18 protein-coding genes are annotated in these 17,320 nt (G+C 66.2%); 3 read left to right on the plus strand and 15 right to left on the minus strand.

The features are described 5' to 3' along the window. Positions 1–44 precede the first annotated feature (44 nt). Positions 45–1,658, plus strand: a complete 1,614-nt coding sequence (locus HF323_RS11835; RefSeq protein WP_223169319.1) for a GspE/PulE family protein — start codon at positions 45–47, stop codon at positions 1,656–1,658. Positions 1,659–1,842: 184 nt separating this feature from the next. Here the strand turns inward: HF323_RS11835 and HF323_RS11840 are convergent, their stop codons facing one another. The 10 genes from HF323_RS11840 to HF323_RS15630 form a co-directional block, all read right to left on the minus strand. Next, positions 1,843–3,078 (minus strand): type II secretion system F family protein, encoded by a 1,236-nt coding sequence (locus HF323_RS11840; RefSeq protein WP_169582755.1) that lies wholly within the window; start codon positions 3,076–3,078, stop codon positions 1,843–1,845. Continuing rightward, positions 3,075–4,214 (minus strand): type IV pilus twitching motility protein PilT, encoded by a 1,140-nt coding sequence (locus HF323_RS11845; RefSeq protein WP_169582756.1) that lies wholly within the window; start codon positions 4,212–4,214, stop codon positions 3,075–3,077. The genes HF323_RS11840 and HF323_RS11845 overlap by 4 nt, the downstream gene beginning before the upstream one ends. Positions 4,215–4,216: 2 nt before the next feature. Further along, complete coding sequence (locus HF323_RS11850; protein ID WP_169582757.1) at positions 4,217–4,921, minus strand: hypothetical protein; 705 nt, start codon at positions 4,919–4,921, stop codon at positions 4,217–4,219. Next, the gene (locus HF323_RS11855; RefSeq protein WP_169582758.1) at positions 4,921–5,568 is read right to left on the minus strand and encodes a hypothetical protein; all 648 of its coding nucleotides are present in this window, start codon (positions 5,566–5,568) and stop codon (positions 4,921–4,923) included. Before HF323_RS11855 ends, HF323_RS11850 begins: the two co-directional genes overlap by 1 nt. Next, positions 5,568–6,578: a pilus assembly protein PilM gene (gene pilM / locus HF323_RS11860; protein WP_169582759.1), complete on the minus strand. Its 1,011-nt coding sequence runs from the start codon at positions 6,576–6,578 to the stop codon at positions 5,568–5,570. Before pilM ends, HF323_RS11855 begins: the two co-directional genes overlap by 1 nt. 12 nt (positions 6,579–6,590) lie before the next feature. Beyond that, complete coding sequence (locus HF323_RS11865; RefSeq protein ID WP_169582760.1) at positions 6,591–7,421, minus strand: A24 family peptidase; 831 nt, start codon at positions 7,419–7,421, stop codon at positions 6,591–6,593. A gap of 3 nt (positions 7,422–7,424) precedes the next feature. Continuing rightward, on the minus strand, positions 7,425–8,882 hold the full coding sequence (locus HF323_RS11870) for a polymer-forming cytoskeletal protein (protein ID WP_169582761.1): 1,458 nt from the start codon (positions 8,880–8,882) through the stop codon (positions 7,425–7,427). A 95-nt stretch (positions 8,883–8,977) separates the two neighbouring features. Then, positions 8,978–9,502, minus strand: a complete 525-nt coding sequence (locus HF323_RS11875) for a hypothetical protein (RefSeq protein ID WP_169582762.1) — start codon at positions 9,500–9,502, stop codon at positions 8,978–8,980. Then, the gene (locus tag HF323_RS11880; protein WP_169582763.1) at positions 9,499–9,876 is read right to left on the minus strand and encodes a type II secretion system protein; all 378 of its coding nucleotides are present in this window, start codon (positions 9,874–9,876) and stop codon (positions 9,499–9,501) included. Before HF323_RS11880 ends, HF323_RS11875 begins: the two co-directional genes overlap by 4 nt. A gap of 71 nt (positions 9,877–9,947) precedes the next feature. After that, positions 9,948–10,346 carry a type II secretion system protein gene (locus HF323_RS15630; RefSeq protein ID WP_282435363.1) on the minus strand — a complete coding sequence of 133 codons (399 nt, stop codon included), beginning with the start codon at positions 10,344–10,346 and terminating at the stop codon, positions 9,948–9,950. 319 nt (positions 10,347–10,665) lie between these two features. Here HF323_RS15630 and HF323_RS11890 point away from each other — a divergent pair, with 319 nt between their 5' ends. After that, positions 10,666–11,526 (plus strand): DUF3800 domain-containing protein, encoded by an 861-nt coding sequence (locus HF323_RS11890; RefSeq protein WP_169582764.1) that lies wholly within the window; start codon positions 10,666–10,668, stop codon positions 11,524–11,526. 31 nt (positions 11,527–11,557) lie between these two features. On the opposite strand, the gene HF323_RS11895 is transcribed toward HF323_RS11890, so the two are convergent. From HF323_RS11895 to HF323_RS11915, 5 genes are all read right to left on the minus strand, one after another. Next, the gene (locus tag HF323_RS11895) at positions 11,558–13,480 is read right to left on the minus strand and encodes a hypothetical protein (RefSeq protein WP_169582765.1); all 1,923 of its coding nucleotides are present in this window, start codon (positions 13,478–13,480) and stop codon (positions 11,558–11,560) included. Positions 13,481–13,563: 83 nt separating this feature from the next. Continuing rightward, the gene (locus HF323_RS11900) at positions 13,564–13,863 is read right to left on the minus strand and encodes a DUF1905 domain-containing protein (protein ID WP_169582766.1); all 300 of its coding nucleotides are present in this window, start codon (positions 13,861–13,863) and stop codon (positions 13,564–13,566) included. 9 nt (positions 13,864–13,872) lie between these two features. After that, complete coding sequence (locus tag HF323_RS11905; protein ID WP_169582767.1) at positions 13,873–14,211, minus strand: hypothetical protein; 339 nt, start codon at positions 14,209–14,211, stop codon at positions 13,873–13,875. A 52-nt stretch (positions 14,212–14,263) separates the two neighbouring features. Continuing rightward, on the minus strand, positions 14,264–14,689 hold the full coding sequence (locus tag HF323_RS11910; RefSeq protein WP_169582768.1) for an SRPBCC domain-containing protein: 426 nt from the start codon (positions 14,687–14,689) through the stop codon (positions 14,264–14,266). A 77-nt stretch (positions 14,690–14,766) separates the two neighbouring features. Next, entirely contained in the window at positions 14,767–15,576 is an 810-nt protein-coding gene (locus tag HF323_RS11915) for a glycosyltransferase family A protein (RefSeq protein WP_169582769.1), read from the minus strand. Between the two features lie 177 nt (positions 15,577–15,753). Here HF323_RS11915 and HF323_RS11920 point away from each other — a divergent pair, with 177 nt between their 5' ends. Then, entirely contained in the window at positions 15,754–17,187 is a 1,434-nt protein-coding gene (locus HF323_RS11920; protein WP_169582770.1) for an HNH endonuclease signature motif containing protein, read from the plus strand. The last annotated feature ends 133 nt before the right edge of the window (positions 17,188–17,320 follow it).

Here is a 17,320-nt window from a genome sequence, read left to right on the forward strand (position 1 = left end):
TCGCGCAGACCCTTGTACTCACTGGGGCCGTGCGCGCAGCTGACATGTCTGCTGCGCTTGCGGAAGCAGGAGAGGGTCCAGAACTACAGCAGCTGCTCGTCAACTCGAAGCTGGTGACCGAGGCTCAGGTGGCAGAGGCTATCGCCCTGCATACCGGCCACAGGTATGTCGACCTGTCCAATACGACGCTCGATCCGAGCATCGTGGCGATGGTGCCCGGGACGATCTGCCGAAAATACAGTCTGATCCCGATCGAGCGACGAGGTGACCGGCTGACGGTCGGCATCCTCGATCCGACCGACATCGTGGCTCTCGACGATGTGGCGAGCGTCACGGATCTCTTCGTCGAGCCGGTCGTCGTCGCCAAGGACGCCCTGGCGAACATGTTCGAGCGGTTCCTCCGCTCTGACGAGGAGCTCAGCGAGCTGTCGTCGACGATCGAGGAGTCCAGCGAGAGCAACGCCTCGGCGTTCACCGAGTCGCTCGAGGAGCAGGACAACGACGCGCCGATCGTGCGCTTCGTCAACCTGCTCATCGCTCAGGCCATCAACGACCGTGCGTCCGACATCCACGTCGAGCCCGGCGAGAAGCAGCTGACCGTCCGGTTCCGCATCGACGGCGTACTGCACGAGATGCAGAAGGCCGACCGCTCGATTCAGGACGGCATCATCTCGCGCCTCAAGATCATGTCGGCCATCGACATCGCCGAGAAGCGCAAGCCGCAGGACGGCCGGCTGTCGGTCACCCACGAGGGTCGCTCGGTCGACCTCCGCGTGGCGACGCTGCCGACGGTGTGGGGCGAGAAGATCGTCATGCGAATCCTCGACAACACCGGTCAGACGATGACCATGCGCGACCTGCTGTTCTCGGGTGTGAACGACCGGCGATTCCGCGAGTCGATCATGAAGCCGCACGGCATGATCCTCGTCACCGGCCCGACCGGTTCGGGCAAGTCGACGACCCTCTACACCGCGCTCCGCGCCGTGGCGAACTCGCGCATCAACGTCATCACGGTCGAAGACCCGGTGGAGTACCGCATCCCGGGCATCAACCAGGTGCAGGTCAACAACCGCGCCGGCCTGACCTTCTCGTCGGCGCTGCGCTCGATTCTGCGAAGCGACCCCGACGTGGTACTGGTCGGTGAGATCCGCGACAAGGAGACCGCGACGATCTCGATCGAGGCGGCCCTCACCGGTCACCTCGTGCTGTCGACGCTGCACACCAACGACGCACCGTCGGCGCTGACCCGTCTCACCGAGATCGGCTGCGAGCCCTTCCTGGTCGCGACGGCGCTCTCGGCCGTGGTCGCCCAGCGTCTCGCACGCCGGCTCTGCATGCAGTGCCGCGAGCCGCTCGTCGAGCCGACCGAGGTGCTCACGTCGCTGGGCTTCCCGCACGACCCGCGTGATGTTCCTCAGCTGTACAAGGCGGCCGGATGCCCCGCCTGCTCCAGCACCGGATACCGAGGCCGCGTCGCCCTTCACGAGGTGATGACGCTCAGCGATGAGCTCGAGTCGCTCGTGGTGACCCGCGCGACGGGCAGCGACATGCGGCAGGTCGCGTTGCAGCAGGGCATGGTGTCGCTGCGCGAGGACGGGTGGTCGAAAGTGGCTCAGGGCCTGACGACCATCGAAGAGGTGCTGCGCGTTTCTGTGTGACGCCAGCCCAGTCGCCTCGCCGCCGAGCTCGGCGCGCACCCTGCGCGTCCCCTCCCCCTCAACGAGCACCACGCGAGACGACGAACAGCCGCCCCCGGAGAGCCAGGCACTCTCCGGGGGCGGTGTTCTCCGACGCCAAGCCCATTTGGGAGGGGATCCGGGCGCCGAGTCTGTGGGCTACTTATCAGCCCAGGTCCTGGTAAATCGTGAAGATCGGAAGATAGAGGGCGATCACCATGCCGCCGATGATCACGCCGAGCACGACGATCATCAAGGGCTCGATCGTGGCGGAAAGCTGCGACGTCGCCGTCTCGACTTCGTCTTCATAGAAGTCAGCGATGCTGGACAGCATCTCCGAGAGAGTTCCCGACTCCTCACCGACCAGAACCATCTGGGGCACCATCGGCGGGAACACCTCCGCCTTCGCGAGCGGAGCCGAGAAGGACTTGCCTTGTCGGATGGAGTCCTGGACTTCCCTCACGGCCTGCTCGATCTTCCAGTTGTTCGATGCCTGTCCCACGATCGACAGCGCCTGAATGATCGGAACACCCGCCTCGAGCATCATCGAGAGGTTCCGCGAGAAACGGGCGACGGCGATCTTCGTCGCCAGCTTGCCGAAGATCGGGAGCTTCAACTTGATGGGATCCACAACTCGCCGAGTCTGCTCGGTGTTCTTGTTGCGCGCCCACCATGCGATCACCGCGATGACGAGGATCGCGAGGAGTGGGAGAATCCACCACATATTGCGGGAGATCGTCACCAGGATCTGCGTGGGAATCGGAAGCTGGCCGCCGAGATTCGCGAACATGCTCTCGAACACCGGAACGACAAACGTGACCATCGCCAGCACGCCGACAACGGCGATGATCAAGACGATCACGGGGTACGTCGTTGCTGACTTGATCTTGTTCTGCAGTTCGGCTTCGCGCTTGTAGTTGTCTGCGATCGAGGTCAGTGCCTGCCCGAGGAAACCTCCAGTCTCGCCCACCTTGACGATGCTCAGAAGCAGTGGCGGGAACACGTCGGGATGACGTCCCATCGCGCCTGAAAGCGATGCGCCTCCCTCGACATCAGCATGGACCTGCACGAGAGCAGGCTGCAGCTTCTTGTCCTCGGTCTGGTCGATGAGGATGGTGAGCGCTCGCATGAGCGGAAGGCCGGCGTTGAGAAGGCCAGCCATCTGGCGTGCGAAGATCGCGAGCGACTTGGCGTTCACCTGCTTGCTGATTCCAGGCATTCGCAACTCGCGATACAAGCCGGTATTCGACTTGAGCGTCACCTCGAGCGGGGTAAGGCCCTGCGCCTTGAGCTTTCCGGTGACCGCCGTCTCGGTAGCGGCTTCGATCGTCCCCTTGACGACGGCGCCTCCCTTCGGATCGATCGCGCGGTATACGAACTCCTGCAAGGTGGCCACGGTCATGCCCCCGTCGTCTGGTGGTGCCAATCGCCGGCGTGCATCGACCAAGCTTCAGCATCGAGGTCCTTCGGCCGGACACGGACGTCGTCGAGACTCTTGGGATCGACGGCGTACGCCTTCGCCGCCTGCTGGGAGATCGTCCCTTCCTGCACCAGGCGTTTCAGGTCCTGATCCAGCGTGTGCATTCCAGCGGCCGACCCCGCTTGCATCGCGGAGTAGAGTTGCGCGACCTGACCCTCGCGGATCATGTTCGCCACGGCTGGCGTATTGATCAGAACCTCGGTGGCAATAGTACGACCGTTCGTCTGGGCGAGAGGGATCAGCGTCTGGCTGATGACGCCCTGGAGGGTGTCGCCCAGCTGAGTGCGGATCTGGGCTTGCTGGTCCGCGGGGAAGACGTCGACGATGCGGTTCACGCTCTTCGATGCTCCCTGCGTGTGCAGCGTGGAGAGGACGAGGTGCCCCGTCTCCGCAGCAGAGAGAGCCGTACGGATCGATTCGGGATCGCGAAGCTCACCGATCAGAATCACGTCCGGGTCTTGTCGGAGCACTCGCCGCAGCGCCTCGGCAAACGACGCCGTATCGCTGCCCACCTCTCTCTGGTGAACAAGCGAGCGCTTGCTTTCGTGCCTGAACTCGACGGGGTCCTCGATGGTGATGATGTGCGCGGGCAGCAACTGATTGATGATGTCGACCATCGCCGTGAGCGTGGTGGACTTTCCTGAACCGGTCGGGCCCGTCAGGAGCACCATCCCACGTGGCTTGAGAGCGAGTTCTCGGGCGACTGCGGGAGCCCCCAACTCCTCCAAGGTGAACACACGGTCAGGAATGAACCGCAAGGCAATGGCGACAGCGCCCAGCTGGCGGAACACGTTCACGCGGAACCGCCCGAGATGCTGAGTCGCCAGCGCGAGGTCCGTTTCCTGTCGCTCGTCGAACTCCTGACGCTGACCCGGTGACATCACGCCGTACGCGGCGCCTTCCACCCATGCCGCGGACAGCGGATCGGGGTATCCCGGAACCGGAACGAGGTCGCCGTCGACGCGCATGAGGGCGGGGTGCCCGGCAGTGATGTGCACATCCGACGCGCGGCCATGGGCTGCCCGCGCCAGTAGTTCCTCAAGTTCGAAGCTGTTCATCCTCAGCCTTCCGAATCGATGAATGTCAGAGCCTTGATTTGGACTTCGATGGCAGTTCCTGTCTGGGTCGCGGTGGCGGTGATGCTGCTCAGCAGGCGCGGCCCGGCTCGCAGCCCGTCCAGGAACTTCGTGACCTGATCCATCTCATTTGCCTTGATCGCGATCTCGAAGTCGATCTGCTGCCGACCTTCAAGCGTGGTGACGTCAGACGGGCTTGCGGATCCTCCCTGCGCCTCGCCGCTGTCCGACTGGGGCGTCTCGGCTGTCCCGCTGTCCGCCGCCCCCTCGCCGGAGTCGGCCTCAGGCTCGGCCGGAGGCGTCGGTGCTGAGGCGGGATCCCCCGGAACACTGGGTGTGGTGCGGGTCACGAAAGCAGCATTCGCGCCCGCAGTGGCGCTGGTGATGGTGACGCCAGCACTATCGGCGGCTCGGCTAATCAGCTCGAACACGTCGTCAAGCTGGTTCACAGCAGGAATCTCCGTCCTCAGCGCAACCACCGAGGCCTCGATCTCGTCCAGTCGCTCCTCTTCGGTCTCCAGGGCGGTGACCTGCGCCTGATAGAGCTGATTTGTGTTCTCCACCTCGGTCGTTTGCGCGTCGACCGAAAGCGACTGCACCCACATGGGTAGGGCCACCAGCACGACAGCGAGCGCGACGATGCCGAGACTGACGATCAGGCCGATGACGGTGATGAGGTGCTTAGGCATCACTCACTCACCTCCGCGGGAGCGTACTTCCCGGAGTAGATGCTCTGGTCGTACACCACAGTCAACTCGTAGACGAAGCTTCCTGGGGCCACTGAACTCTCGGTGACAGACACAGCATCTGCCAGGATCACGCCTGGCACCGTTCGAAGCTCACGCGCCACAGCCACGATGTCGACGGGGTTGCGACTGCCTACGACTATCGTTCCGACCAGACCCGCCTCGAGCGTCGGATCGGCCCCTTGAGGGATCCCGCCGCCGATCAGATCGAAGCCAACCATCTGCGCATCACTTGGCAGGCTGCCCTCGACGGATGCGAAGACCGGAGCCCAGGCAAAGTCGGCGCCCATCGACTCCGCCCGAAAAGCCGTGAGTTCGCGCTCCGTCGCGAGAGCCTGACTCACCTCGGCCAGCGCGGCGAGTTCGCTCAACAGGCGACTGGACTCCGCTTGCTCGGCTGTGAGCCGCTGGTCGGCCGCCCACTTCACGAACACCGCTCCGCCAATGATCAAGAGCGCCACGACAATCGCCGCGAGCACACCCCACAGCCAGCGACGCACGAGCGTTTCTCGTTCACGCCGCGCGATCTCCGATCGCGGCATGAGGTTTACCCGAGGGACTCCTCCCACCGCCACGCTCACGGTTGACATCAACGCACCTCCCCGAGGGCTACTCCGATGGTCGACACCAGGTTGATCGCGAGATCCCCGGTAGGCTGCACCGCCTTCACGTTGACGACGTCCTCGGCCGTGACTACGCGGAAGGGCAGGTCGATCGCAGCCGGGAGCGCGGTCATCATCCCGCTGACGGGAACGCCAGCACCGGTGACGAGTACCTGTGTAATCGCGGGTGCACCGGGGCGCGAGGCGAAGAACGACAGCGTGCTCCGAAGCCGGGCAGCGAGGTCTCCCACCGATGGATGGACTATCGCGCCCCGCAGCGCTCCCCGCGCTCGTGTCGTCGGCGGGACAGTCTCGAAGGACGGCTCGAGTTGGGCGGTGGCTTCCGAAGTTACATGGCGCTCCGCGGCCGCTGTCGGGATGTCGATGGGCAGCAGCCGCACGAAGATCGGTATGCCACCCTGGCTGACAACGACCTGGGTCGTGTGGTCGCCGATGCAGACCGTGGCCACCGCGGCGTCCGCAGGGGCAAGGCGTGCTGTGGCGCGCGCGAGACCGAAGGCGGTGAGATCGACAGCGCGAGCGCGGAGCTTCACCTTCGCGAGCGTGGAGATGATCTGCTCGATCGCCTCAGACACCGCCGCGACCAGAAGTCCACTCACCTGGTCTCCGTTCTGGGCGAGAGGGTAGAAGTCGAGCACGGCCTGGCTGGCTGGCACTGGCAGGAGGTCTTGGACCTGGAACGGGAGCGCTTCGCGCAGAAGATCGGGGCGCATCGCCTGGGTCGAATACTCGCGCACGAGTATTCGACGGCTTGCGACCCCGAGCACGACATCGCGGCTCTTGAACCGAGCACCGCTCCAGAGCTGCCGCAGCGCCACGGCGATCGTCCCGGCGTCGAGCACCTCGGAGTCCTTGGCCGCGTCAGGCGGAAGCGGCACTTCGCCGCACGCCAGCAGTTGCGGCGTGCGCGAGAGGGTGATTTCGGCCCCGCGGACGCTCTCTTCCGTGAGCTCCAACCCGACGATGGTCTTCGGCATCAGTGATCTCCCTCAAGTCCCGGAGTACAGGTTCATGTAGGCGGCGCCGACAACTTCGCCGGCGAAAATCCCGGTCCACGCACCGATGAGCATGTACGGGCCGAAAGGGATGGCGGTCTTGCGCCCAGCCTGACGGCTGACGATCATCACGACACCGACTACCCCGCCGATGAGGAAGGCTGCAAAGGCGCCCACGGCTAGCGCGCCCCAGCCGACCCATCCCAGGTACAGGCCGAGTACGCCCGCGAGCTTGACGTCGCCGCCGCCCATAGCGCCCGGTCGGATGAGGCGGAGCAATGCATAAGAGCCGTAGAGCACCACCATTCCGACCAACGCGCGGAGGAGAGCCGCCCACTCGTTCCCCAGCGCGGCAGCCGCGACGAAGAGCACGCCAGCCACCAGATAGCTGGGCAGGACGATGGAGTTCGGCAGGCGGTGCGTGTCGAAGTCGATCAGGGTGAGCGCGATGGAGACCGCCGCGAGGTACAAGTACGCGACTGCCACAAATCCGGTAGCCCACGTCTCCAGCGTGGTCGCCGGCGAAGTAGTAGCGAGGAGCACCCAAGCGACCGCACCGAACAGCACGGCCGACGAAGCCTCAACAACGGGATAGCGTGCGGAGATGGGGGCATCGCAATGTGCACACCGTCCGCGGAGGAGAATCCACGAGACCACCGGGACGTTCTCCCACGGCTCGACGCCGTGATCGCAATGCGGGCACCGGCTCTCCCTGGTAAGGGAGATTCCGGCGGGGACCCGATAGACCACGACGTTGAGGAATGATCCGATGACAAGGCCGAAGACGGCAGCGGTCACGATGAGGAACACGTCGAGCGGCGCCATGCGTCAGAGTTCCGTCTGGTAGACCATGCCACCGAGTCGCTGGACGAGCGAGCCCGTAGCCACGCCGCCCGAACCCTTGATCCTGCACCCCAGCTGATCGAACGCCGGCGACCAGGACATCGACTTACACGTGTAGACCGCGCCGGAGTGACTGTGCGTCGAGGTGTCGTTCGTGTAGTACTGGCCGGCGAAGCTCGATGTGGCCGTACCGGTAATCCCGCAGGGCGTGTACATCATGAACCGGAGTTCCGTGTCGATGGCCCCGCCGATGTTGAAGGTGTCCTTCTGGTTGCCGTTTCCGCAGTCCGGAACAGGCTCGCCATTGGTGTAATTGCGGGTGAGATCTGAGTGGATGAACAGCACCTGCCGCTTGTTGCCATCGTCGTTCATGGTCCCGCTGACGTCGACCTGAACGCGCACACTCGGCTTCGCGATCATGACCACGTCACGTCGGACCGTGATGTTCGAGAGGGCGATGCCGACCGCGCCGTTGCAGCTCGTGAAGTCAAGGACAAGCGGCGACCCGGCCGTCGAGACCAGCGATGCGATGGTGGGGTTGGGATTGTTCCTGATGAGATTGCACACGTTGGTCGCCGAGTACGGTGTGCCCCACCCCGTGTTGTCGAGGTCGATCCACTTGGTCGCGGCTCTGAGCCACTGCAGGGTCGGGTCGAAGACGGGGTCCGTCGGGCTGTTCGGCGTCTGGGTACCGGTCACCGTCCAGTCCGTGCCGACAGTGATCGAGTCGCGGCTGGTCACGTTGCCGGTGACTTCGGCCGCGCTGCTTCCCTGATTGCTGAGCGTGACGGTGCCCTTGGCGCTGATCGAGCCATCGACGCGCGTGTTGCCGTTGGCCGTCAGGCTCACGTAGCCATTCGTAGTGATGTCACCGTTGATCGTGACCGCCTGGCTGGTGTTTGTGACGTTGCCGTTGGACCAGACGTCGCCGTTGATCGTGCAGTTGTTGCTGAAACTGGTCGTGCCTTCGAGCACGTAGAGGTCACCAGTGATCGTGCCGCCGATGTTGCACGAGAACGGCCCATCCCGGAGCACGAGGTCGCCGGTGTAATGCGTCACGCCGGCGGTGTAGCCCCCGGAGAAGTAGGTGACCACGCCTCCCGGTTGCTGCGAGTAGGTCACCTGCCAGGGGTAGATCGAGTCGATCGTCGTCGTCGAACCATCCGGGCCAGTACCCGTTGAACGGATGACGACATAGCGCGTCGTGGACGTCGGGCAGCCAACGCTGACACCGGTGCTCGTCGCGGACGCGGGCTGATTGCCGTCCGTCACGTATACCGTGCTCGAGTACTGCGGATCCGTACCGCTGAAGCTCGTCGTCGAACAACCGGACGCGATGGAGGCCACGGCGACGTCGCGGCCGGATTCGGCGGCGACGAAGGCCTGCGTCTGACCTTTGTTCTGGGCATTGGCTCGCGTCGTGAACATGATCGAGGCGGCCACGACGCTCGCGACGATGAACCCGACGAGCATCACGATCACGACCGAGATCAGCGCGGCGCCTGTGTCATCCCGCCGTGCGGGCATAACTCGATTGATCACCAGCATGGCGCCGTCACCCCCGTCGGCGTCGATCTGGTCGACGCTTCCCCCGAGATCCGTACGGGAGCGGCTTCCGTCGTGATCTCGAATGTGTAGAAGACCTGCTGGCCGCTCGTGGCGAAGAACGGGGTGGATCCATCCTGCGCGACGCCATCCTCCCAGTCCGTCCAGTCGCTGGCCAGTGCGGGCAGCGCCGTGGACTCTAGGGCCAATCTCGCCTGGCCGGCCGTCAGTTGGAAGGCCTGACAGGCAAGGCTCCCAGGGAGCGATGTTCGCACGCGCAATTGCGTACCTGTTGCGTCGACCTCGAAGGCGAGGGCGTTGCGGACAGCGCGCTCGATAGCCCTACCCATCACCTGTCCCCTGTTCGTGGCCTGACTGACGCTCGTCACGTCTCTTTGCGTATTGATCGAGTTGGTGAGGATCATCGTTGTGGCGATGAGGATGATGCCGACGAGCAGCACGTAGATGATCAGTTCGACCAGCGTCACACCGGCCTCGGAGTCTTCAGCGGCGTTCATGGGACGTACACGATCGCCGTCGTGGTAGCGAGAGTGTCTCCGGAGGAGTCGACCGCGGTCAGATGCAGTCTGACCGTCTTCGATGTAGCCGGACAGGTGCCCACCGTGCCCGACGTGGTGATGGAGCCACCGGACCCGTCTTCGACCGTCTTGGACAAAGCCACTGCGGAGAGTCCGGCGCATGTCGGCGAGAGTCGGGCTTCCTCGACCAGCGCGTTGAGCTCGCGAGTCGCGGTAGCTACGGCGGACTGTTCCGAAGAGAGCCGGATCCCCTGAAACAGGGCCGGCATGAGCGCGACGGCGACTATGGCCAGCAGGAACATCGCGATAACCACCTCGACGATGCTGAAGCCATCATCGTCAGTCATCTTCATGGTCATCTCCGCCCTGATGCCGTCTGCGGGGACCAACCGATGGCTGGCCCCCGCAGCGGGTCGATCTCGTGCTAGCAGGCGGGACCCGCAGTGGCCACAACCGTTGCGCCACCGCCGCTGCTCGTAACGCACACGGTGTCGATGTCGCCGGCCGACCCTGCGACCGTGAAGGTCAGAGCAGGCGAGAAGTCGTCGGTGATGTTGCTCAGGTCGACAGCGCCCGGAGCGAGAGCGGGGTCCTGGGCCATCGCCGCGGTGATCTGCGTCGCGGCGTTCGACGTGGCAGCCGCGACCGAGTTGTTGCGGGCGTCCTGCTGGATGTTGAGGAAGATCGGAATCGCGATCGCGGCGAGGATGCCGAGGATGACGACCACGATGATGAGCTCGATCAGCGAGAAGCCGCCGTCCTCACCGCGCTCTTCGCGCTGCTTCTTCAGCGCGTCCATGTAGTTCTTGATGAATGCACGCATGTGCGTTTCTCCCTGTGCTGGTTGGTATTGAGACAGCACTGATGAAGCCACAGACGCGTGACAAACGAACACAAACCCCAAAAATGCGTTCCCCAGCTTCATCAGAGCTGGGGTGAGACGCACGCTGTTTGCGTGAATCCCCTCCCACCAACGAGCATGAGATTTCTCTCATCCCCTGTCAACGCATGCTACCCCAGCGTTCTCTCAGGAACACCTCAAGAATCGGTAACGCCCACAGGGCGCCTCAGGATTAGCCACCACGAACTGATATATCGGTTCAATACCGGGCGTGTCGATTCACCTCGGCCACACTGACCCCGTGCTGATCTTCTACGTGGACGAGACGGGCAACTCCTCGATCGCCACGGTCCCAGACACGAATCCCCCCGAGCTCGCCCCGGGAACGGCCGAGTACTTCACTCTGGCCGGGGTCGGCATCCGGGACAGCTCGCGCAAACCGCTCGCCGAGTACATGCTGCGGCTCAAGGCCGAACACTTCGGCGCCGGGCCCGACGCGGACTGGCACGACACCGAGATCAAGGGCCGATACCTGCTCCATGTCGCAAAGGCGCTTCGGAACGGCAAGAAGCACGCCGCCCCAGGCGGCTGGTCAGCGCTCGCCGGCGCCGGCGCCATGGACGCGCTGCTTCGAGACCTCGCGCTCGCGTTTCTGACTTTCCGCCCTCTCATTCTCGCGAACGTCATCGACAAGCAGAAAATGGTCACCCGGGGAATTCGCACAAATCCCATTGGCATCGCCTACAGCTATCTGCAGCGCAACATCGCGCTCACGCTCGAGCACCAGCATTCCGGCGAGGCCGCCGTTATCGTCGCGGATCAGCAGACCCAGCACGAAGCACTTTTCAAGAGCGGCGGCATCCACGAGATCCGCGAGGAATTCAGCCGCTATCTGACGCGCGTACCCAACTACAACCTCGTTCTCGATAAGCCGCTGTGGGTCGACACCGAACGCAGCATCTGGGACCGCGAGATCCTTCAGCTCGCCGATATCGTGTCGTTCCTCGTGACCAAGGTCATCCACGATGGCGAGCCGCCGGCAGAGCTCGCCACACTGTGGGAGGCGCTCCTCCCCCAGTTCGCGCTCCATCACAAGTCCGGCAAGGTGCTCGGGCGCGGGATCGCGATGTACCCGCCGCGGTCGAGCCGGCTGAGCTTCTGACGACGCAGGCTCGCCTCCGCGCGACCGAACGTCACACCGCGGCGGGCAGCGAGACCTGTCCTTTCCAGGTCGCGCCGGCGCTCGTGACCGACAGCGCCGCCCCGTCGGCGGTAGCCTCCGGTACCTCGACCGTCGCGTACCCGTCGGTCCACAGGACGTCGTAAGCAGTCGTTCCGACAGTGACGCGCACGAGCGCATCGGCCTTCGTCCTGTCGAGGAGCTTGATTCGGATTCTCGCTGTCCCGTCGGTAACCTCGACCGGCTCCAGCCGCGCCCGCAGCACCGGCGAATAGACGCGGAGCCCGAACGCCGGAGTCTCGATGTCGGAGGCGGTCACGACGACCACGTCCACGGACCGTTCCGTGTGACCGTCGCCGGACAGATCCGGCACCTCAGCCGTCAACGAGCGCCGCAGCACGGCGATCTGCCGATCGGTGAGGTCGCCCTCCGGGAGCACCGGTGCGACGACGACCGCACCGAACTTCACGCGGAGCTGCGTCAGCGCTTCGGCGGCCTCAGCTCCGGCCGGAACGAAGTTGCGGCCGGAGATGATCACGCGGTGGCCCGTAGTCGCGACGGAAAGGCCTCCTGCGGGGACGATCGAGGTGATCACCGGCGCATTGCGCTTGATCGCCTTGCCCGCGACATACCCGAGCGCCGCCCCGCTGGTGAGCACGATCAACTGGTCGGGGATGTCGGGGAGCGCCCGATGGTCGGCGATCATCGCGCCGAAGAAGAACACCAGCGCCACGGCGTTGAAGAGAAGGTACTGAGTGTCGACGAGATCGGTTCGCCCCGAGTCCGTCGAGTACAGGTCGGTCACCGTGGTCTCGGATGCCGTCACCTTTTGAAGCTCGCCGGCGGCGACCTTCGACTGGTCGATCTGCATCGCGATGAGGAGCGCGGCGTACGGTCCACCGAGGAGCAGCAGATAGTCGGGGTTGACGCTGATGAGCGAGTCCCCTCCGAGGTCGAGAGCGGGCCCTCCGATCGCTGCAAGCAGCACGAAGAAGAGGAACGCCCACACGACCACCACCGTCCAGACCCACGCCTGGAAGTACGAGGTCGAGAATCGACCGTCCTGGCCGATGAGCATCCCGGTGAGTCGACCGCTCTCCCGCTTCGCGAAGGACAAAACGGCGAGGACGATCCAGAGAATCAACGCCGCGATTGCGGCGAGGAGGAGGGCATGTTTGGGCTCCTTCAGCCGACCGAGAACGTCGGCCGGCGTGCCGAAGATGGCCCAGATCCCCTCCCGCACCTCACCCAGGCCGACGAGGCCCACCGCCATGACGACGACGATGACCGCGAGGAAGCCCCAGAGTGTGATGCGTCCGAGTCGTCGGAGATGCTGCTCGTTCGCGATCCGCGCTGCGTGAGCGAGCTCCGCCGCCTTCTCGGCCCGCAGCCGTTCGGCCTCCTCTGCGGCTGCGAGCTTCGCCGCCCGTTCCGCGTCGATCTCCTCGAGTCGCTCCTCCTCCGTACCCTGGTCACCGGGCGCTGGCTCCGTTTCGCCGCCCGGCCCGTCGGCGGGCGGTACCGGCGCGGGGACCGGGGCGTCCGGCGGCGGCGGAGCGTCCGCAGGCACCTCGCCCCCGGGAGCAGGCACCTCACCCTCGGGAGCAGGCACCTCACCCTCGGGAGCAGGCACCTCACCCTCGGGAGCAGGCACCTCACCCTCGGGAGCAGGCACCTCACCCTCGGGCGGAGGGACTTCCGCGGGACCCGGAGCACCCGGCAACGGAGCGTCCGCAGGCACGGGAGCCTCCGCGGGGACGGGCACGTCGGGCGGGATCTGAGGAGCCGGATCCACCCGTCGGCGGTGGTCCGGCACGCGGCGTCGACGCTTCGCCGGATCCACGACGACCCGTGAATCCTGCGCCTCGGCGGCGGCGCGCCGCGCGGCCTCTGCCGCTTCCCTCAGCTCTCTGCGCAGACGATCGATGTCGGACATGCCGGTAGCCCCCGTCCGGTCCCCATGTGGGCGACATGATCCTCCGATCGACGCGCTCGCCGCAAGGGCTGCCCGCGGCGGGTCTACCCGTCGAGCACGTCGAGCCGTACGACGACCGTCCCGCCCTCGACCAGGCCCTCGGCATCCCGCACCGCCTTCTTCAGCGGCAGCACATACGTGCCCTCGCTCGATGACGGGAAGATCGACGTCGCCCACTCCGAGCCGCCGACCGTGGCGCGCACGCGCACGGAGCCGAAGCCGCGGTAGGGGCGCGGGATCTCGCGGATGTCGTCGCTGAGCTCGGGCGGCACCGACGTGAAGTACCACGACGCGTCGTCGCGGGCATCCCACCGGAAGATGTCGCCCTCGAACTCGATGATCATCCCGCCACGCTAACGAACACCGCCGACCTCGCGCCCGCGCACGTACCGCGACACCACCGGAACCATTGCTCCGAGCGCGAGCAGCCCCAGCACCGGCAGCACGAGCTGCGGCAGGAACGTGCACGGGAACAGCAGCAGCACGACCACCGTCCCGTACGCCGGTGCGGCCACCACCACGATCCACTCCGGTGACCCCATCACGAACCACCCGACCCCCGCGATGAGCCCGAGCGCGATCGCACCGAGCGCCACCGCCAGCCCGTACGTCACCGAGCATCCGGCGCTCCCCAGGTGCGACGGCGCTACCGAGTAGATCCCCCACCCCAGCACGGCGAGCGCGGCGACCACCGCTGCGCACCATAGGAGGGCGAACAGCAGGCGCCGGGCAGCGGGATGCCCGTTATCCGAACGAAGCGACCCCGCCATAGCGATCGACCAGCCGTTGCAGACAGTTCGACCAGCCCTCGATGTGGCTCTCGCGCTCCTCTGCCGAGAGGAAGCCGCTGTGCCGTACGGTCACGCGGGTCGAGGCATCCGCCGCCTCTTCGAGCGTCAGCTCGGCGTCGGTGGTGTGCTCTTCGCCCTCCCACCGCCACTCGAGCCGCAGGCGCGACGGCGGATCGATCACGAGCACGCGCCCGTTCACGGCGAGCCCGGCCACGCCCGACCGGATCCGCCACGCTCCGAGCTCGACCGGCTCGACCACGGCCTTCGTCTCGAAGCGCGGTGGCCAGATCCAGTCGGCCAGGCGCGAGGCATCCGTCAGATCGCGCCATACGTCGTCGACGGATGCCGCCACCAGCGCACCCTCGGTCATCTCGAACATGCCCGCCACGGTAGCGCAGGCGACAGACGCGCGTCCTCCCCTTGCGCGTTCGCGCATCCGATGTCGCGTGCGGAGCGTCAGCGCCCGAACTCGGGCGCCCACTCGCCGGACTCGTGCGTCCACTCTCCGGAAACGGCGGGCGCGGCATCCGTCGCCTTCGAATCCGCCGCGCGCAGGCGGGGCGAGCCCTCGGGCCAGCTCGCCGCGAACGTCGTGACCACGCGGACTACCCGCCGCGACAGGCCGCTGACGGTCTGCAGCGGGCGCGCCGAGACCGGCATCCGCAGCTGCGGGTCGTAGCGCACGCCGTCGCTGGCGCGCAGGCGGATCGTGAGATCGAGATCGTCGTGCACGTGGGCGTTCTCACGGTCGACGAGCTCGCGCACCCGCTCCCACACGCGCGTGCGCATGGCGAAGTTCGAGCCGAACACCAGCGGGATGCCGAGCCACCTCTTCACCCAGTAGTGCCCCCCGCCGACGTACCAGCGATCGCCGATGTAGTTGGTGAGCGGGCTCCCGCCGTAGAACTCGGCTCCTCCGGTGAGCACGCCGAGGCTGCTGTCGACCTCGAACGCGCGCACGACACGGGCGATCCAGTCCGGGTGCGGTCGGGAATCGGCGTCGAGCCTCGCGATGATGTCGGCGTCGTGCCGTGCCTCGTCGTATCCCCGCGCGGCGGCCGGCCAGATGCCGATGCGGGATTCGCTGACGATGTCGGCGCCGTGGCGTCGGGCGACAGCCGCGGAGGCGTCGGTGCTGGCATTGTCGACCACCACCACGCGGTCGGCCGGCCGCGTCTGGGCGGCGAGCGCGGTCAGGCACGCGTCGAGGAATCCCGCGTCATTGCGACACGGGATCACCACGGTGACGCGAACGGCGAGGGTCACGAGCACACCCTACTCCGGCGGACGCGCCACAGGTGATTGCGCGTGAGGGTTTCGAGAAAACGGTTGCTTGTGTCGGAATTTCTTGGTATCTTTGTTCTACTGAGGGAGTGCCCACCCTTAGTTCATCCGAGCGATCACGCTCAGGTGCTGCACGGAAGGCACTCGACCATCGAAACTTTGAGCGATCCCCTCGCGATCGTCGGCGAAGCGCTGGCGGCCGTGATGGCGGCCTGGCCCGTCTCGCCGGCGGGCGAGCGGGTGGCCGTCGACGCTCTCAGTCATGCGCAGCTCGTCGAGCTGAACGGCGCGATCGGAGCCCTCCGGCGCGGCACCGAAGCCGTCCACGCGAGGGTGGCGTCCGAGATCTCACGGCAGTCCCACCCAGATGTCGGCTCCGACTCCCTCGCCAAGAAGAACGGCTACCGCAACGCGGCCACCTTCATCGCCGCCACCACCGGCACCACCGTCTCAGACGCCTCGCGTCTCGTCGCAGTCGGCGATGCCACCGCCCCGCGCCGCATGTTCAGTGGAGCGGATGCCCCGGCACGCCACCCCCACGTCGCCGCCGCCCTGTCGGCGGGGCGCATCGGCATGCCCGCTGCATCGGCGATCATCACGATGCTCGACCGGGTGGCCCTTCGCGCCCATCCCCAGACGATCGCCGAGGTCGAGCGGCTGCTCACCGACCAGGCGCTCGGGCTCAGCCTCGACCAGCTCGCCAAGGCGATCGCGCGTGCCGAGGCCTACCTCGACCCCGACGGCCTCGAGCCGAAAGAGAGCGAGGTCCGCGGCGAGCGCAGCCTCGTCATGTTCGAGCGGAACGGCATGGTCCACCTGAACGCCAAGCTCGACCCCGAATCCGCGGCGCCCGTCAAGGCCGCCCTCGAGTCGATCGTGACCGCCGAGTTCCGCAACGAGGGTCGCGCGGGCGGTTCGTCGATGACGGATGCCCCGACCCCTGATGCCTCGATTCCAGAGAGCGCGGGCGGTCGCGACTGCGTTGCCCAGCCGGGCGACGCCGATGCACCGCGTCGCACGCTCCCCCAGCGTCAGGCCGACGCGCTCGTGCTGCTCGCGTCGCACCTGCTCGGCTGCTCCTCCGACACCCCCATCAACGGAGCGACCGTCATCATTCGCATGACGCTCGCCGACCTCGAGTCGGGCACCGGGAGCGCCACCATCGACGGCATCGACCAGCCGGTCTCGATCGCGACAGCACGGCGGATGGCGGCATCCGGATCGGTCATCCCCTGCGTCCTCGGCGGCGACAGCGAGATTCTCGACTGGGGCCGGCAGAAGCGTCTGTTCACCCCCGCGCAGAAGCTCGCCCTCGCCGAACGCGACGGCGGATGCGCCATGTGCGGACTGCCACCCGGCATGACGAAGGTGCACCACCTGAGATGGTGGATGAGAGACAGGGGTTCGACCGATCTCTCGAACGGGGTCCTGCTCTGCGAGACCTGCCACCATCGCATCCACGACAACGGGTGGGAGATCGAGATCGAGGGCACCGGCGTGGATGCGAGGGTGTGGTTCATCCCGCCCGCACACGTCGACCCTCGTCGCACGCCGCGGCTCGGCGGCAATCGCCGCTTCGCCTTCGTCGCGTAGGCACAGGCGGGTCCGCGCCGCGTGCTCGTGCCGCGTGTCGCAGCGCGGGTCGGCGCGACCTACGCCCGGCCCCGCCCGCACGCCATCCCACCGCCATCGCACCGCTGTCACCCCCGCCGACTAGCCTGACCCC

The sequence above is a fragment of the Microbacterium sp. MF43 genome, assembly GCF_012847295.1.
GTDB lineage: Bacteria > Actinomycetota > Actinomycetes > Actinomycetales > Microbacteriaceae > Microbacterium.

Bases quoted from the DNA above. Each gene is read 5' to 3' on its own strand.
- HF323_RS11880 (WP_169582763.1), bottom strand. From the start codon at position 9,876: ATGAAGATGACTGACGATGATGGCTTCAGCATCGTCGAGGTGGTTATC.
- HF323_RS11865 (WP_169582760.1), bottom strand. From the start codon at position 7,421: ATGGCGCCGCTCGACGTGTTCCTCATCGTGACCGCTGCCGTCTTCGGC.
- HF323_RS11900 (WP_169582766.1), bottom strand. From the start codon at position 13,863: ATGATCATCGAGTTCGAGGGCGACATCTTCCGGTGGGATGCCCGCGAC.
- HF323_RS11895 (WP_169582765.1), bottom strand. From the start codon at position 13,480: ATGTCCGACATCGATCGTCTGCGCAGAGAGCTGAGGGAAGCGGCAGAG.
- pilM (WP_169582759.1), bottom strand. From the start codon at position 6,578: ATGCCGAAGACCATCGTCGGGTTGGAGCTCACGGAAGAGAGCGTCCGC.
- HF323_RS11875 (WP_169582762.1), bottom strand. From the start codon at position 9,502: ATGAACGCCGCTGAAGACTCCGAGGCCGGTGTGACGCTGGTCGAACTG.
- HF323_RS15630 (WP_282435363.1), bottom strand. From the start codon at position 10,346: ATGCGTGCATTCATCAAGAACTACATGGACGCGCTGAAGAAGCAGCGC.
- HF323_RS11835 (WP_223169319.1), top strand. From the start codon at position 45: ATGTCTGCTGCGCTTGCGGAAGCAGGAGAGGGTCCAGAACTACAGCAG.
- HF323_RS11850 (WP_169582757.1), bottom strand. From the start codon at position 4,921: ATGCCTAAGCACCTCATCACCGTCATCGGCCTGATCGTCAGTCTCGGC.
- HF323_RS11910 (WP_169582768.1), bottom strand. From the start codon at position 14,689: ATGTTCGAGATGACCGAGGGTGCGCTGGTGGCGGCATCCGTCGACGAC.
- HF323_RS11855 (WP_169582758.1), bottom strand. From the start codon at position 5,568: ATGTCAACCGTGAGCGTGGCGGTGGGAGGAGTCCCTCGGGTAAACCTC.
- HF323_RS11845 (WP_169582756.1), bottom strand. From the start codon at position 4,214: ATGAACAGCTTCGAACTTGAGGAACTACTGGCGCGGGCAGCCCATGGC.
- HF323_RS11840 (WP_169582755.1), bottom strand. From the start codon at position 3,078: ATGACCGTGGCCACCTTGCAGGAGTTCGTATACCGCGCGATCGATCCG.